Source organism: Streptomyces sp. NBC_01255, from assembly GCF_036226445.1.
Classification (GTDB): domain Bacteria; phylum Actinomycetota; class Actinomycetes; order Streptomycetales; family Streptomycetaceae; genus Streptomyces.
On record NZ_CP108474.1, the window covers coordinates 2,363,676 to 2,380,093 of the forward strand.

Below are 16,418 nucleotides of genomic sequence, written 5' to 3' on the forward strand. Positions count from 1 at the left end.
CCCCACACGACCCGGCATCATGGAACGGTGCCCGAAGGAGACACCGTCTGGCAGGTGGCCCACCGCCTGCACACCGCGCTGGCCGGGCGGGTCCTGACCCGCTCGGACCTTCGCGTGCCCCGGTTCGCGACCGTCGACCTCACCGGCCGCACGCTCCTCGACGTCAGCCCGCGCGGCAAGCATCTGCTCGCCCGGATCGAGGGCGGGCTCACGCTCCACTCCCACCTGCGGATGGACGGCGCCTGGCGGGTGTACGCCACCGGGGAGCGCCCGCACGGCGGCCCCGAGCACCAGATCCGGGCGATCCTCGGGAACGCCGAGTCCACGGCGTACGGCTACCGGCTCCCCGTCCTGGAACTGATCCGCACCGCAGAGGAGGCCCACGCGGTCGGCCATCTCGGCCCGGACCTCCTGGGGCCGGACTGGGACGCGGAAGAGGCCGTACGACGTCTCCTCGCCGCCCCGGACCGTCCGCTCGGCGAGGCGCTGCTCGACCAGCGCAACCTGGCCGGCATCGGCAACGTGTACAAGTCGGAGCTCGCCTTCCTGGCAGCCGTCACCCCGTGGCTCCCGGTCGGCGCTCTCGGCCCGGACGTCCCGGCCCGCCTGGTGGCCACCGCCCACCGCCTCCTGGAGGCGAACAAGAACCGCCCCGACCGGCGCACCACCACCACGCGCCGCCCAGGCACCCCGCTCCACGTCTACGGCCGCGAGGGACAGCCCTGTCTGCGCTGCGGCACTTGGATCCGGAAGGCGGAACTCGGCGACCGGATCACGTACTGGTGCCCGGGCTGCCAACAGGGCCCCACCAATTGACGATCCGTCAGATCCAGTCGTACGGTCCGGACATGACCCTCTCGGCGTACGACCTCACCGGCCGCTCCGCGTTCGTCACCGGCGCCGCGAGCGGCATCGGACGCGCCACCGCCCTGCTCCTCGCCCAGGCGGGCGCGGCCGTGCACTGCGCGGACCGCGACGAGCACGGACTCAAGGAGACAGCGGCCCTCGTCACCACCGAGGGAGGAACCGCGCACACGCACGAGCTGGACGTCACCGACCGGACCGCCCTCGCCGCCGCCGTCCGCTCCGCGGGCCCCCTCCACGTCATGGCGGCCGTCGCCGGGATCATGCACACGAGCACCGTCCTGGAGACCCGCGACGAGGACCTCGACCGCGTCCTCGCCGTGAACTTCAAGGGAGTCCTGTACGCCTGCCAGGAAGCGGCCCGCTCGATGATCGCCTCCGGCACCGCCGGCTCGATCGTCACGATGGCCTCGGGCGCGATGGACACCGCGAGCCCGGGCCTGCTCTGTTACAGCGTCACCAAGGCGGCGGTCGTCCAGCTCACGAAGACCCTGGCGGTGGAGGTGGGCCCGCACGGCATCCGGGTCAACGCGGTCGCCCCGGGCTGGATCCGCACCCCCATGACGGACCGCCACGAGCCGGCGGCCCAGGAGCAGGCCGAGGCCGCGATGGTCCGTCACTCACCGCTCCGCCGGGTCGGCGAGGCGGAGGACATCGCACACGCGGTCCTCCATCTCGCCTCCGACGCCTCGTCGTTCACGACGGGCCAGATCCTGCGCCCCAATGGCGGCGTCGCGATGCCCTGGTGACGGCCACACCACCGGCCTGCCTCCGCACCGAGGCAGCCACATGCACCGGCAACAGGCTCAGCCCCCAGCCGCCCGCGGCCACCGCCCCCTCGATGATCCCGGCGCCCCCGGGCACAAGGAGCAGGCGCAGCACCGCCCACCACCAGAGCCCCCCGGCCACCAGCCCGACCGCGACCAGCGCGAGCGTCGCCGGCGGCGGAACACGTCGCCGTACCATGGCCGCCTCCTGGGGTCGACGCTAGACCGGCAGGATCACCCAGCGGGAGGGCGCACCGGAGGCAAACCCGGCGCACACCGCACGTATCGCCACGCCCTACACACTCTCCGCTTGGAACATCCATGCGTGCTTCTCGAGGTCTCCCGTCAGTCCGATCAGGATGTCCTGGCTGATCGGGTCGGGATCACCGGTCACATCGATCCGTTCCCGCATCCGGGTGATGACGGCCCCGAGCGCGGCCACCAGGATCCGGACCGCCTCCACATCCTTGATCCACCCCTCCGGGACCGACCCGATCGCACTGGAGGAGGCCACGGTCGCCGACCGCCCGTCCGGGTTGACGCCGAGCGCGGAGGCGCGCTCCGCCACGGTGTCGGAGTGCAGCCGAGCGGTGTCCACCACCTCGTCGAGCTGCAGATGGACGGAGCGGAATCGCGGCCCGACGACGTTCCAGTGCACCTGCTTGGCGACCAGGGCGAGGTCGACCAGATCGACCAGCGCCCCCTGGAGCGCGGTGCCGACCGCCTTGAGGTCGGCCTCGGACAGCGGGCTCTTCACGACAGACATGCGGGATCTCCAACCAGTCGTACGTCCCCCCACCATGGCACGCACCACCCGAACCCGGCATCTCAAACAAATCACCATGAAAGGTCGACAAAAACGACGAAAGCCCCGCCCGGCACCCCACAGGGCACCACGCGGGGCTTTCGCCCACTGATACTCAGGTCGACTCAGGCAGCGACGACATCCACCGCTTCCGCGGGCGCCTTGATGGTCACCCGCCCGGTGGACACACCGGCCACCGACGTCACCGACACCGAGTTGAGCATCGGGCGTACCGGCGTCGGCACCGGTTCGCTCGCCGCTGCCGACTCGGCCAGTTCGGCCAGTGACAGCTCGTCGCTCACTTCACGCATGAGCTCGGACATCCGTACGTCCAGCGCGTCGCAGATCGCGGAGAGCAGCTCGGAGGATGCCTCCTTCTGCCCCCGCTCCACCTCGGAGAGATAGCCGAGCGAGACTCGGGCGGACGAGGAGACTTCGCGCAGAGTACGGCCTTGGCGCTGGCGCTGCCGACGCAGCACGTCACCCAACAGGCGACGGAGCAGAATCATCGGTGGCTCCCTCCTCGGACCGCGTAGCCGCATCCTTCACGCACCACCGTACCGCCTCGCGCCGCGGCCGTGCGGGGAGCGATGTCGTGTTCACTCAGGGCTGCAAACATCAATTCCCCCCGTTGTGTTCCGTATCCTGTGCCCGCGCATTTCCCGAGAGTTCCTCATGGAGCAGTTCCAGCACGCTCCGTACGCTCTCTCTACGGATGTCCGCGCGGTCACCGTTCAACCTCAACGAGACCACTTTCCCGGCGCGGGCGCCCGTCGCGGCCGGTCCCGCGACCGCCACGTAAACGGTTCCGACGGCCTGCCCGTCCTGGGGTTCGGGCCCCGCGACCCCCGTCGTGGAGATTCCCCAGTCGGCGCCGAGCCGGGCCCGGACACCGGCCGCCATCTGCAGCGCGACCTCCGGATCCACCGCGCCGCGCTCCGCGAGGAGGGCCCTGTCGACCCCCAGGAGCTCCTGCTTGAGGACCGTGGCGTAGGCCGTGACCGAGCCCCGGAAGGACTTCGAGGCCCCTGCCACACCGGTGAGCTCGGCGGCCACCAGACCACCCGTGAGCGACTCCGCGGCGGCCAGCGTGTGACCACGCTCCGCGAGCAGCGCCAGCACCCGGGCGGCCTCGGTCATCGCGTCGCCGCCTCCGACCGCGCGGCCGCCCGCTCCTCCGCGAGGCCCTCGCGGCGCAGGACGATCGCCTGCCGCACGTAGTCCAGACCGGTGACGACCGTCAGCACGACGGCCACCGCCATCACCCAGAAGCGCAGGGTGGCCAGCGGACCGGTGAGCATGAGCACGTACATGCCGACCGCCGTGCCCTGCGCGAGCGTCTTCATCTTGCCGCCGCGGCTCGCCGGGATGACCCCGTGCCGGATCACCCAGAACCGCATCAGGGTGATCCCCAGCTCGCGGGCCAGGATGACCCCGGTCACCCACCAGGGCAGGTCACCCAGCAAGGAGAGGCTGATGAGCCCGCCAGCCATGATCGCCTTGTCGGCGATCGGGTCGGCGATCTTCCCGAAGTCGGTGACGAGGTTGTACGTACGGGCCAGGTGCCCGTCGAAGACGTCCGTGATCATGGCCACGGCGAACGCCGCCCACGCCCAGGCGCGCCAGGCGGGGTCGTGACCGCCGTCCTGGAACAGGAGCACCACGAAGGCCGGCACGAGCACGAGCCGGATCATGGTGAGGATGTTGGCGATGTTCCACAGGCTGGCCTGGTTGACGGCCGCAGTGCCCAGCTTTCCGCGGGGCGCCGGCCTACCGGTCCCGCCCGTCGCGGATGCCGGGACTCCGGTCATCTGGCTGCCTCCTCGAAAAGACACTCGGCCACCAGGTCGACGCCCTCCGTGCCGACGACCTTCGCCCTGACCATACGGCCCGGAGCCAGGTCGGGGCTCGTACCGTCGGCCGTGGTGAGGACCACCTGACCGTCGGTCTCGGGCGCCTGGTGGGCGGCGCGGCCGATCCAGCCGTCCTCCTCGTCGACGGACTCGACGAGTACTTCCAGGGTCTCTCCGATCCGCTCCTCCGCGCGCTGGGCGGTGAGCTCCTCGGCGAGCCGGGAGAGGTGGGCGAGCCGCTCGTCGACGACGTCCTGGTCGAGCTTGTGGTCGTACGTGGCGGCCTCGGTGCCGTCCTCGTCGGAGTAGCCGAAGACGCCGACGGCGTCGAGCCGCGCGTGGGTGACGAAGCGTTCCAGCTCGGCGAAGTCCGCCTCGGTCTCGCCGGGGAAGCCGACGATGAAGTTGGAGCGGGCACCGGCCGTCGGGGCCTTGGACCGGATGGTCTCCAGGAGCTCCAGGAAGCGGTCGGTGTCGCCGAAGCGGCGCATGGCCCGCAGCACGTCCGGGGCGCTGTGCTGGAAGGACAGGTCGAAGTAGGGCGCGATCTTCTCGGTCGAGGTGAGGACGTCGATCAGACCGGGGCGCATCTCGGCGGGCTGGAGGTAGCTGACCCGGACGCGCTCGATGCCGTCGACCGAGGCCAGCTCGGGCAGCAGGCTCTCCAGGAGCCGGATGTCGCCGAGGTCCTTGCCGTACGAGGTGTTGTTCTCGGAGACCAGCATGACCTCCTTCACCCCCTGCTCGGCGAGCCAGCGCGTCTCGTTCAGCACGTCCGAGGGACGGCGCGAGACGAAGGAGCCCCGGAAGGACGGGATGGCGCAGAAGGAGCAGCGGCGGTCGCAGCCGGAGGCGAGCTTCACCGAGGCCACGGGGCTGGTGTCCAGCCGGCGGCGGAGCGGGGCACGGGGCCCGGAGGCGGGCGCGAGCCCCTCGGGAAGGTCGGCCGGCGCGTCGACGGGCATCTCGGCGGTGTCGCCGTGTCCCGGCAGTGCCACGGCCGCGGCGGCCTCCTGGCGCTCCACGGGCGACAGCGGCAGCAGCTTGCGCCGGTCACGCGGGGTGTGGGCCTCGACACTGCCACCGTTGAGGATGGTCTGGAGGCGGTTGGAGATGTCGGCGTAGTCGTCGAAGCCCAGGACGCCGTCGGCCTCCGGGAGGGCTTCGGCGAGCTCCTTGCCGTACCGCTCGGCCATGCAGCCGACGGCGACGACGGCCTGGGTCTTGCCGTGATCCTTCAGATCATTGGCTTCGAGGAGGGCGTCGACGGAGTCCTTCTTGGCGGCTTCGACGAATCCGCAAGTGTTGACGACGGCGACGTCCGCTTCCTCGGCGTTCTCGACGAGCTCCCAGCCGTCCGCTGCCAAGCGGCCTGCGAGCTCCTCCGAGTCCACCTCGTTACGGGCGCAGCCAAGAGTGACAAGGGCGACGGTACGGCGTTCGGGCATGAGCTCAAGACTACTTCGTCCCGGCCGTTCCCCCGTCGCGCAGGGTTCACCTGCGCGACAGAGGTCACATCACGGGGTCAGACGGCCCCGGGTGGATCATCCGGCCTCGGGGTCGCCCTTGGTGTAGGTGAGCCGCTCGACCTGACCGGATTCGAACTTCTCTTCGACCTTCTTGCCGTTGACGTAGAGCTCGATGGCGCCGGCGTTGCCGAGGACCAGGTCGACGCGCTCGTCGTCCTGGAAGGTCTTGGACTCGCCCTCCAGGAGAAGGCCGTCGAAGAGCAGCTTCCCGTCCTTGGCCTTGGCCGAGATCCAGCTCTTGCCGTCGACGGCGGTGAGCTTGACCGTGACCTTGTCCTGCGGGACCGCGGCGATCGCGCTCTCACTGGGCTTCGGGGCGGGCTTGACCGGCTTCGGCTTGGCGGCGGCGGTCGCCTTCTCCGGCGCGGGGGCCGGACCGCCCTCGGCGGTCACGGTGCCCTTGGGGGCCTCGTTCCCGTCGAACATCGTGAAGCCGACGAAGCCGACGACGGCGACGATCGCCGCGACCATCGCGGCGGTCCAGTTGGGCCGCCGCGGCTCGGGGCGGATACGTTCCGCCTCGAAGAGCGGGGCGGCGGGGGTGGGCGCGGGACGACCGCCATGGGCGGCGTCGTACTGCTCGATCAGATCGGCCGGATCGAGACCGACGGCGCGCGCGAGGGTACGGATGTGCCCGCGGGCGTAGACGTCGCCGCCGCAGCGCGAGAAGTCGTCCTCCTCGATCGCGTGCACGATCGGGATCCGGACACGGGTGGAGGCACTGACCTCTTCGACGGTGAGACCGGCGGCGATTCGGGCCTGCTGGAGAGCGCGACCGATCGAGTCCCGGTCGTCTGCCGGGAACGTCCGGTCGTCTTCGGGGGAGTTGCCGATGGACACGTGAGCGCCTTTCGAGCGTGTAGCCACCTGCTGGACGTTCAGTCTATGGGTGGTACGAAAGGGTGGGGCAACCGGGCGGGTGCTGTTTGTACGCCATGAGGCTGGGACATCCATCTGTCCCACCGTCCAACTTGACGTACGGCCAGGGGAAACGGTTGCCCCCGTTCCCTTACGAGTGAGTCTCGGCCCGGTCTCGATCGGGTACGCCGGCCAGGACCGGCCACGCCGACGCCGATCGGGTACCCGGTCCCCCCGCCGCTACTCCCCCGACTCGCCCCGGATCACGGCGAGCACCGCGTCCAACTCGTCGGGCTTCACCAGCACGTCACGCGCCTTGGAGCCCTCGCTCGGTCCGACGATGTTCCGCGACTCCATCAGGTCCATCAGCCGGCCGGCCTTCGCGAAGCCCACACGCAGCTTGCGCTGGAGCATCGACGTGGAGCCGAACTGCGTCGAGACGACCAGTTCGGCGGCCTGGCACAGCAGGTCGAGGTCGTCGCCGATGTCCTCGTCGATCTCCTTCCGCTGCTTGGTGCCGACGGTGACGTCCTCCCGGAAGACGGGCGTCATCTGGTCCTTGCAGTGCTGCACGATGGCCGCGACCTCGTCCTCGGTGACGAAGGCGCCCTGCATACGGACCGGCTTGTTCGCACCCATCGGCAGGAACAGTCCATCGCCCTTGCCGATCAGCTTCTCGGCACCGGGCTGGTCCAGGATGACCCGGCTGTCGGCGAGCGAGGAGGTGGCGAAGGCGAGCCGCGAAGGCACGTTCGCCTTGATGAGGCCGGTGACGACGTCCACGGACGGCCGCTGGGTGGCGAGGACGAGATGGATGCCGGCGGCGCGGGCCAACTGGGTGATGCGGACGATCGAGTCCTCGACGTCCCTCGGCGCGACCATCATCAGGTCGGCGAGCTCGTCGACGATCACCAGGAGGTACGGGTAGGGGTTGAGCTCGCGCTGGCTGCCCTCGGGCAGCTTGATCTTCCCGTCCCGGATGGCCTGGTTGAAGTCGTCGATGTGCCGGTAACCGAAGGCGGCCAGGTCGTCGTAGCGGAGGTCCATCTCCTTCACCACCCACTGCAGGGCCTCGGCGGCCCGCTTCGGGTTGGTGATGATCGGGGTGATCAGGTGCGGGATGCCCTCGTAGGCGGTGAGCTCGACCCGCTTGGGGTCGACGAGCACCATCCGGACGTCCTCGGGGGTCGCTCTTATCATCACCGAGGTGATGAGGCAGTTGATGCAGGAGGACTTGCCGGAGCCGGTGGCACCGGCGACCAGGACGTGCGGCATCTTCGCGAGGTTGGCCATCACATAGCCGCCCTCGACGTCCTTGCCGAGCGCGACCAGCATCGGATGGTCGTCGCCCGCCGCGTCCGCGAGCCGCAGCACGTCCCCGAGGTTGACCATCTCGCGGTCGCTGTTCGGGATCTCGATGCCGACGGCGGACTTGCCGGGAATCGGCGAGATGATCCGGACGTCCGGCGAGGCCACGGCGTACGCGATGTTCTTCGTCAGGGCCGTGATCTTCTCGACCTTCACGGCGGGGCCGAGCTCGACCTCGTACCGCGTGACCGTCGGACCGCGGGTGAAGCCGGTGACGGCCGCGTCGACCTTGAACTCGGTGAAGACGTTGGAGAGCGACTCCACGACGAGGTCGTTCGCGGCGCTCCGCGTCTTGCCGGGCCCGCCGCGCTCCAGCAGGTCCATCGACGGCAGCGAGTACGTGATGTCACCGGAGAGCTGGAGCTGCTCGGCCCGCGGCGGCAGTTCCGTCGGCTCGGGCGCGGGCTTCGTCAGGTCGGGTACGCCCCCACCGGCCCGCGCGCCACCGCGCGCCGGCGGTACGGGCGCGGCCGGGGCCACGGGCCCTGAGGCCTCCGCGGCCGCGGCCAGGGCGGCGTCGCGCTCGGCGGTGACGTCCCTGGTCAGGTCGGCGACGATCGGGGAGGGCGGCATGCCGTTGAGCACGGCGCCGTCGAGGGCCGCGGCCGCGGCCGCGGCGATGTCCACCGGATCCAGGCCGTGGTCGAAGGCCTCGGGCGCGGAGCTGCGCGGGGCACGGCCGGCACGCCGCTCCAGGAGCTCGGCCTCGGCCCGGTCCACGTCGTACGGCTCCGCCGGGCCGGCCGCCCGGCGCCGGGCGGGGCGGGCGGCCCGGGGAGCGGCCTCGCGCCACTCCTCGTCGTACCCCTCGTGCCGCTCGTACCCCTCGGCCTCCGCCGGGTCGTCGGCGGGCTCGACGATGCCGAGCCGGGCGCCGAGGGCGCGCAGTCGCTGCGGGATGGCGTTGACCGGGGTGGCGGTGACGACGAGCAGGCCGAAGAGCGTGAGCAGTACCAGCATCGGTACGGCGAGGACCTCGCCCATCATGAAGACGAGGGGCTGGGAAGCGGCCCAGCCGATGAGCCCGCCGGCGTCCTGCATGGCCTCGGTCCCGTCGCCGCGGCCCGGTGAGCCGCAGGCGATGTGGACCTGGCCGAGGACGCCGATGACGAGGGCGGAGAGCCCGATGCTGATCCGGCCGTTGGCCTCGGGCTTCTCCGGATAGAGGATCAGCCGCACGCCGACGACTCCGAGGAGCAGCGGTACGAGCAGGTCGAGCCGGCCGAAGGCCCCGGTCACCAGCATCTCGACGAGGTCGCCGACCGGACCCCTCAGATTCGACCAGGTGCCCGCGGCGACGATCAGCGCGACGCCCAGCAGCAGCAGCGCGAGCCCGTCCTTGCGGTGGGCCGGGTCGAGGCCCTTGGCGCCACGCCCTATCCCCCGGAACATCGCTCCCACCGCGTGGGCCAGGCCCAGCCAGACTCCCCGGGCGAGCCGGTAGACGCCCCCCGTGGGGGACGGTGCCGGGCGGGGCGCGGCCCTCTTCGCGGCGGTCTTCCGGGCGGGCGCGCGCTTGGCGGGCGCGGCCTTCTTGGCCGTCGCCTTCTTGGCGGCGGGTTTCGCGGGTGGCTTGGCGGGCGACTTCAGGGGCGCCGCTTTCTTCGCGGCGGCCGTCGTCCGGCCGGCGCGCGGCTTTGCGGCGCCCGCCGTGCCCTGGGAACCCTTGCCGGACGTACGTGAAGCCATGATGCTGAGGTTACCGGTGAGGGGACGGGCTGTCCGCTCTCACCCGCCGGTAGGCGGACGGGTGTCCGCCTCACTCGATCGTGTCAACCGCACCGGGGCGCGGAACTGACGTCGAGTCACGGCACACCACCCCGAGTGACGGACCTTCAGACCTGGGCGGGCGCCATCAGGCCTGAGCGGGGTCACGTCAGGCCTGGGCCGGATGCGTCAGGTCTGGGCGGGCAGCGTGGGCGTGGCGCCCGTACCCGGCTCCAGTGCGTCCAGCGCGCGCCGCAGCCCGGTGAGCTTGCGCTCCAGATGGGCGGCGGTGGCGACCGCCGCCGCGTCAGCGGAGTCGTCGTCGAGCTGCTTCGACAGCGCCTCCGCCTGCTCCTCGACGGCGGCGAGGCGAGCGGAGAGCTCGGCGAGCAGTCCGGCGGACTCCTTGCCGTGACCGCCCTCGCCGCTGCCCTCCAACTGCAGCCGCAGCAGAGCTGCCTGCTCGCGCAGCTTGCAGTTCTTCATGTAGAGCTCGACGAAGACGGAGACCTTGGCGCGCAGCACCCACGGGTCGAACGGCTTCGAGATGTAGTCGACCGCCCCGGCCGCGTACCCGCGGAAGGTGTGGTGGGGGCCGTGGTTGATGGCGGTGAGAAAGATGATCGGGATGTCCCGGGTCCGCTCACGCCGCTTGATGTGCGCGGCCGTCTCGAAGCCGTCCATACCCGGCATCTGCACGTCCAGCAGGATGACCGCGAAGTCGTCCGTCAGCAGCGCCTTGAGCGCTTCCTCCCCGGACGATGCCCGCACCAGCGTCTGATCGAGCGCGGAGAGAATGGCCTCCAGCGCCAGCAGATTCTCCGGCCGGTCATCGACCAGGAGGATCTTGGCCTTCTGCACCATGCCCCGTCCTCCTCGTCCCGGCAACGGCTCTCCCCGGCTCCCGTAACCGGGGGAAGCACCGGGCGCCGCCCCAGAAGACGACTCCCTAGCGCCGTCCGTCCTTGTGCCGGTCATCGTAGCCGCACCCCGCCCGTCGCCACACCCTGTCACCGCGATGTCACTGTGCACGTAGCAGAAACGCGGTGGGAGACCAGAAGGTTCCCCGTATCCCGCCCTCTCACACCCCCGTGGCGACAGCCCGTCAGCGGAGCCCGGGGGCCCGCGCGGAGTTCCCCGCGGGCCCCCGGCCCGGAGTCACTCCCCTCGCATCCACTGCTCCATGACGGACAGCAGGTGGTCGGGGTCGACCGGCTTCGTCACATAGTCCGAGGCACCCGACTCGATCGCCTTCTCCCGGTCGCCCTTCATGGCCTTCGCCGTCAGAGCGATGATCGGCAGCCCCGCGAACTGCGGCATCCGCCGGATCGCGGTCGTCGTCGCGTACCCGTCCATCTCCGGCATCATGATGTCCATCAGCACGACCGTCACGTCGTCGTGCTGCTCCAGGACTTCGATGCCCTCGCGCCCGTTCTCCGCGTACAGCACCGCGAGCCCGTGCTGCTCCAGGACGCTCGTGAGCGCGAAGACGTTACGGATGTCGTCGTCGACGATGAGCACCTTCTCGCCCGAGAAGTTGAACGTACGCCTCGGCTCGACCTCCGGCTCCGCCCGGTCCGCGGCGCCCTGCTGACCGAACTGGCCCGGTACCGCGGTCCGCGCCCCGGTCGCCTCCGCCGCGGCCTTCCGCCGGTGCCGGAACAGCGCCCCGGCCCCCGACCGCGCCTCGGTCCGTACGGGCGGCGGCGGGAAGTGCGGGAACGTGTGCACGCCCCCGGCCGCCCCCTCGTCCACCCCGTGCTGCGCGTCATCGGCGTCCGACGCCCCCTGCCCGTACCCGTGCGACGGCAGCTCCGTCGGGCTCAGCGGCAGATAGAGCGTGAACGTCGAACCGCGGCCCGGCTCGCTCGCCGCGAAGATCTCGCCGCCGAGCAGCCGCGCGATCTCCCGGCTGATCGAGAGCCCCAGACCCGTACCGCCGTACTTCCGGCTGGTCGTGCCGTCGGCCTGCTTGAACGCCTCGAAGATGACCCGCATCTTGCTCGCGGCGATCCCGATCCCGGTGTCCGTGACCGAGAACGCGATCAGATCGGCCTCCGGATCGCGCAGCGAACCGGCCTCCAGAAGCTGCTCGCGGATCGACTGCGGCACGTCCGCGTTGGCCGGCCGGATCACCAGCTCCACCGCGCCGGAGTCGGTGAACTTCACCGCGTTGGACAGGAGGTTGCGCAGCACCTGGAGCAGCCGCTGCTCGTCGGTGTGGAGCGTGGCCGGCAGCTCGGGCGAGACCCGCACCGAGAAGTCGAGCCCCTTCTCCGCCGTGAGCGGCCGGAAGGTCGCCTCCACGTAGTCGACGAGCTGGACGAGCGCGATCCGCGTCGGCGAGACGTCCATCTTGCCCGCCTCGACCTTGGACAGGTCGAGGATGTCGTTGATCAGCTGGAGCAGGTCCGAACCGGCGCCGTGGATGGTCTCCGCGAACTCGACCTGCTTCGGCGTCAGGTTGGTCTCGGCGTTGTCCGCGAGCAACTTGGCAAGGATCAGCAGCGAGTTGAGCGGCGTACGCAGTTCGTGCGACATGTTGGCGAGGAACTCGGACTTGTAGCGCATGGAGACGGCGAGCTGTTCGGCCCGCTCCTCCAGGACCTGCCGCGCCTCCTCGATCTCGGTGTTCTTCACCTCGATGTCGCGGTTCTGCCGGGCGAGCAGCTCGGCCTTCTCCTCCAGCTCCAGGTTGGAGCCCTGGAGCTCCTTCTGCCGGTGCTCCAGCTCGGCCGAGCGCTCCTTGAGCTGCTCGGTGAGCTCCTGCGACTGCTGGAGCAGCACCTCCGTCTTGGTGTTGACGCTGATGGTGTTGACGGTGGTCGCGATCAGCTCGGCGATCTGGTTGAGGAAGTCCCGCTGGATCTGCGCGAACGGCTGGAACGAGGCCAGCTCGATCACCCCGAGGACCTTCCCCTCGAAGAGCACCGGCAGCACGATCACATGCGCGGGCGAGGCCTCCCCGAGCCCCGAGGAGATCTTCAGATAGCCCGGCGGCACGTTGACCTGGATGGTCCGCTTCTCCTCGGCGGCCGTCCCGATGAGCGTCTCCCCCGGCCGGAACGAGGTCGGCATGGAACCGGTGGAGTATCCGTAACTCCCGCGCATCCGCAGCTCGTACGCGCCATCGCCCTCACCGACGAGTTCGGCGTCGCTGTGGGCGGAGCCCGTGGGCATGGCCACGAAGAAGGCGCCGTGCTGGGCCGAGACCACCGGCGTCAGCTCGCTCATGATGAGCGAGGCGACGTCGTCCAGGTCCCGCCGGCCCTGCATGAGGCCGGAGATCCGGGCCAGGTTGCTCTTGAGCCAGTCCTGCTCGTCGTTGGCGAGGGTGGTGTCGCGCAGGTTGGCGATCATCGTGTTGATGTTGTCCTGGAGCGCCTGGATCTCGCCGGCCGCGTCCACACCGTCGATCTTGACGTTCAGGTCGCCGCGGGTCACCGCGGTGGCGACGGCCGCGATGGCCCGCACCTGCCGGGTGAGGTTCCCGGCCATCTCGTTCACGGACTCGGTGAGGTCGCTCCAGGTGCCCTCCACGTCCCGGACGCGGGCCTGGCCGCCGAGCTGCCCGTCGGTGCCCACCTCACGGGCCACCCGCGTGACCTCCTCGGCGAAGTTCGACAGCTGGTCCACCATCGTGTTGATGGTGTTCTTCAGCTCCTGGATCTCACCGCGCGCGTCGATGTCGATCTTCTTGGTGAGGTCGCCCTTCGCGATGGCGGTGGTGACGGCGGCGATCTGCCGCACCTGACCGGTGAGGTTGTCGGCCATCGAGTTCACCGACTCGGTCAGGTCCTTCCACGTGCCGGAGACACCCGGCACCCGCGCCTGACCGCCCAGTTCGCCCTCGGTGCCCACCTCACGGGCCACCCGTGTGACCTCGTCGGCGAAGGACGACAGGGTCGTCACCATGGTGTTGACGGTCTCGGCGAGCTCGGCGACCTCGCCCCGCGCCTCGACCGTCACCTTCTTCGTCAGATCGCCGTTGGCGACGGCCGCCGAGACCCGGGAGATGTTCCGCACCTGACTCGTCAGGTTGTTGGCCATCAGGTTGACGTTGTCGCTCAGGTCCTTCCAGGTACCGGTGACCCCGCGCACCCGCGCCTGGCCGCCGAGGATGCCCTCCGTACCCACCTCACGGGCCACGCGCGTGACCTCGTCCGCGAAGTTCGACAGCTGGTCGACCATCGTGTTGACGGTCGTGACCAGCTCCAGGATCTCGCCCCGGGCGTCGACTGTGATCTTCTTGGAGAGGTCGCCCATGGCGACCGCCGTCGTGACCTCGGCGATGTTGCGCACCTGAATGGTCAGGTTGTTCGCCATGAAGTTCACCGACTGGGTGAGGTCTTTCCAGGTGCCGGAGACCCCCTGCACCTCGGCCTGACCACCCAGGATCCCCTCGGTGCCCACCTCACGGGCCACCCGGGTCACCTGCTCCGCGAAGTTCGAGAGCTGGTCCACCATCGTGTTGAGGGTGTTCTTCAGCTCCAGGATCTCGCCGCGAGCGTCCACGTCGATCTTCTGCGACAGATCACCCCGGGCGACCGCCGTGGCGACCTGCGCGATGTTACGGACCTGGGTCGTCAGGTTCCCGGCCATGCCGTTCACGGAATCCGTCAGATCCCGCCACACCCCGGCCACGCCCGGCACCTGCGCCTGCCCGCCGAGCCGGCCGTCGGTCCCCACCTCACGGGCCACCCGGGTCACCTGGTCGGCGAAGGCGGAGAGCTGGTCGACCATCGTGTTGATGGTGTTCTTCAGCTCCAGGATCTCGCCCCGGGCGTCCACGTCGATCTTCTGCGACAGATCACCGCGGGCCACGGCGGTCGTCACCTGCGCGATCTGCCGCACCTGCGACGTCAGGTTGCCGGCCATGAAGTTCACGGAGTCGGTGAGCTCGCGCCAGCGGCCGGAGACACCGTCCACCCGCGCCTGTCCGCCGAGCCGCCCCTCGGTGCCCACGTCCCGCGCCATCCGCGTCACCTGGTCAGCGAAGGACGACAGCTGCGACACCATGGTGTTGACGGTGTTCTTCAGCTCCAGCATCTCGCCGGCCACGTCGACCGTGACCTTCTGCGACAGGTCACCATTGGCGACCGCCGTCGTCACCTGCGCGATGTCCCGCACCTGACCGGTCAGGTTCCGGAAAGCGGTGTTGACCGAGTCGGTCAGGTCCTTCCACGTCCCCGCCGCACCCGGCACCTCGGCCTGACCACCGAGCAGACCCTCGACGCCGACCTCCCGGGCCACCCGGGTCACCTCGGAACCGAAGGCCGACAGCTGGTCCACCATGGTGTTGACGGTGTTCTTCAGCTCCAGCATCTCGCCGGCCACGTCGACCGTGACCTTCTGCGACAGGTCACCGTTGGCCACGGCCGTCGTCACCTGCGCGATGTCCCGCACCTGCGTGGTGATGTTCCGGAAGACGGTGTTGACCGAGTCGGTCAGGTCCTTCCACGTCCCCGCCGCACCCGGCACCTGCGCCTGACCACCGAGCAGACCCTGCGCGCCGACCTCGCCCGACACCCGGGTCACCTCGTCGGCGAACGTCCGCAGCGTCTCGGTCATCTGGTTGATCGTGTCCGCGAGTTGCGCGATCTCACCGCGTGCGGAGACCCGCACCTTCTGCGACAGATCGCCGTTGGCGACCGCCGTCGTCACCTCGGCGATCCCTCTCACCTGATTGGTGAGATTTCCCGCCATCGTGTTGACGGAATCAGTGAGGTCCTTCCATACACCGGCGACCCCGGCCACCTCGGCCTGACCGCCGAGCTCGCCCTCCGTACCCACCTCACGCGCCACCCGCGTGACCTCGGAGGAGAACGACGACAGCTGGTCCACCATCCGGTTGACGGTGTTCTTCAGCTCCAGCATCTCGCCGGCGACGTTCGCCGTGACCTTCTGCGACAGATCACCGTCCGCCACCGCCGTCGTCACGAGCGCGATGTCCCGCACCTGGGCCGTCAGCCGGTTCGCCATCGTGTTGACCGAGTCCGTGAGGTCCTTCCACGAACCGGACACCCCACGCACCTGAGCCTGCCCGCCCAGCTTGCCGTCCGTACCCACCTCGACGGCGACCCTCGTCACCTCGGAGGCGAACACCGACAACTGGTCGACGAGGTTGTTCGCGGTACGCGCGACCTTCAGGAACTCCCCGCGCAGCGGCCGTACGGCCCCGTCGGAACCCTCCGAACGCAGGTCCATCCGCTGGTCGAGATCGCCCTCGGCCACCGCCGAGAGGACCCGTCCCACCTCGGACACGGGCCGGGCGAGATCGTCGACCAGCGCGTTCGCGGCCTCGATCGCCGCCGCCCACGCCCCCTCGGTGGGCCCCGCCTCAAGCCGCTCGGACAGCTTGCCCTCACGCCCCACGACCCGCCGCACCCGCGACAGCTCGCCCGTCACGTGCATCTGGCGGTCCGCGACCTCGTTGAACACGGCGGAGATCTCCGCCATGACCCCGTCACCGGAGACCGTCAGCCGTTTACGGAAGTTCCCGTCCCGCATCGACACCAGCGCGGCCAGCAACCGCTCCAGCGCCGCCGCGTCCACCTGCACCGTCCCCCCACGGGAACGCCCGCCCCTCGCGCGCGCACCACTGCCGCCACGTCGCGCCGCCGTGCCAGACTCCACCGTGTCCCTCCCGAAAGGGGTCGACCGTACG

The 16,418-nt window shown here is 70.2% G+C and carries 12 protein-coding genes; 2 read left to right on the forward strand and 10 right to left on the reverse strand.

Annotated features, from left to right (window positions below):
* Positions 1-27 precede the first annotated feature (27 nt).
* Both OG357_RS10240 and OG357_RS10245 read left to right on the forward strand, forming a co-directional pair.
* Complete coding sequence (locus tag OG357_RS10240; protein WP_329620869.1) at positions 28-816, forward strand: Fpg/Nei family DNA glycosylase; 789 nt, start codon at positions 28-30, stop codon at positions 814-816.
* Between the two features lie 32 nt (positions 817-848).
* Positions 849-1,613 (forward strand): SDR family NAD(P)-dependent oxidoreductase, encoded by a 765-nt coding sequence (locus tag OG357_RS10245; RefSeq protein WP_329620870.1) that lies wholly within the window; start codon positions 849-851, stop codon positions 1,611-1,613.
* On the opposite strand, the gene OG357_RS10250 is transcribed toward OG357_RS10245, so the two are convergent.
* From OG357_RS10250 to OG357_RS10295, 10 genes are all read right to left on the reverse strand, one after another.
* Positions 1,561-1,830 (reverse strand): hypothetical protein, encoded by a 270-nt coding sequence (locus OG357_RS10250; protein WP_329620871.1) that lies wholly within the window; start codon positions 1,828-1,830, stop codon positions 1,561-1,563. The two genes, OG357_RS10245 and OG357_RS10250, sit on opposite strands and share 53 nt — an antisense overlap.
* Before the next feature lie 96 nt (positions 1,831-1,926).
* A complete protein-coding gene (locus OG357_RS10255) occupies positions 1,927-2,397 on the reverse strand; it encodes a Dps family protein (protein WP_317599731.1) in 471 nt (156 codons plus the stop codon).
* Between the two features lie 164 nt (positions 2,398-2,561).
* Positions 2,562-2,945: a helix-turn-helix domain-containing protein gene (locus tag OG357_RS10260; protein ID WP_056648474.1), complete on the reverse strand. Its 384-nt coding sequence runs from the start codon at positions 2,943-2,945 to the stop codon at positions 2,562-2,564.
* Between the two features lie 109 nt (positions 2,946-3,054).
* Positions 3,055-3,576, reverse strand: coding sequence for a CinA family protein (locus OG357_RS10265; protein WP_329620872.1), 522 nt, complete (start codon positions 3,574-3,576; stop codon positions 3,055-3,057).
* Positions 3,573-4,247 carry a CDP-diacylglycerol--glycerol-3-phosphate 3-phosphatidyltransferase gene (gene pgsA, locus OG357_RS10270; protein WP_329620873.1) on the reverse strand — a complete coding sequence of 225 codons (675 nt, stop codon included), beginning with the start codon at positions 4,245-4,247 and terminating at the stop codon, positions 3,573-3,575. Before pgsA ends, OG357_RS10265 begins: the two co-directional genes overlap by 4 nt.
* Complete coding sequence (gene rimO, locus OG357_RS10275) at positions 4,244-5,737, reverse strand: 30S ribosomal protein S12 methylthiotransferase RimO (RefSeq protein WP_329620874.1); 1,494 nt, start codon at positions 5,735-5,737, stop codon at positions 4,244-4,246. The genes pgsA and rimO overlap by 4 nt, the downstream gene beginning before the upstream one ends.
* Before the next feature lie 96 nt (positions 5,738-5,833).
* Positions 5,834-6,658: a helix-turn-helix domain-containing protein gene (locus OG357_RS10280; protein ID WP_329620875.1), complete on the reverse strand. Its 825-nt coding sequence runs from the start codon at positions 6,656-6,658 to the stop codon at positions 5,834-5,836.
* 258 nt (positions 6,659-6,916) lie between these two features.
* Entirely contained in the window at positions 6,917-9,733 is a 2,817-nt protein-coding gene (locus OG357_RS10285; RefSeq protein WP_329620876.1) for a DNA translocase FtsK, read from the reverse strand.
* 207 nt (positions 9,734-9,940) lie between these two features.
* Positions 9,941-10,615: a response regulator gene (locus tag OG357_RS10290; protein ID WP_317599720.1), complete on the reverse strand. Its 675-nt coding sequence runs from the start codon at positions 10,613-10,615 to the stop codon at positions 9,941-9,943.
* Between the two features lie 294 nt (positions 10,616-10,909).
* Entirely contained in the window at positions 10,910-16,387 is a 5,478-nt protein-coding gene (locus tag OG357_RS10295) for a HAMP domain-containing protein (protein ID WP_443066658.1), read from the reverse strand.
* Between the last annotated feature and the right edge of the window lie 31 nt (positions 16,388-16,418).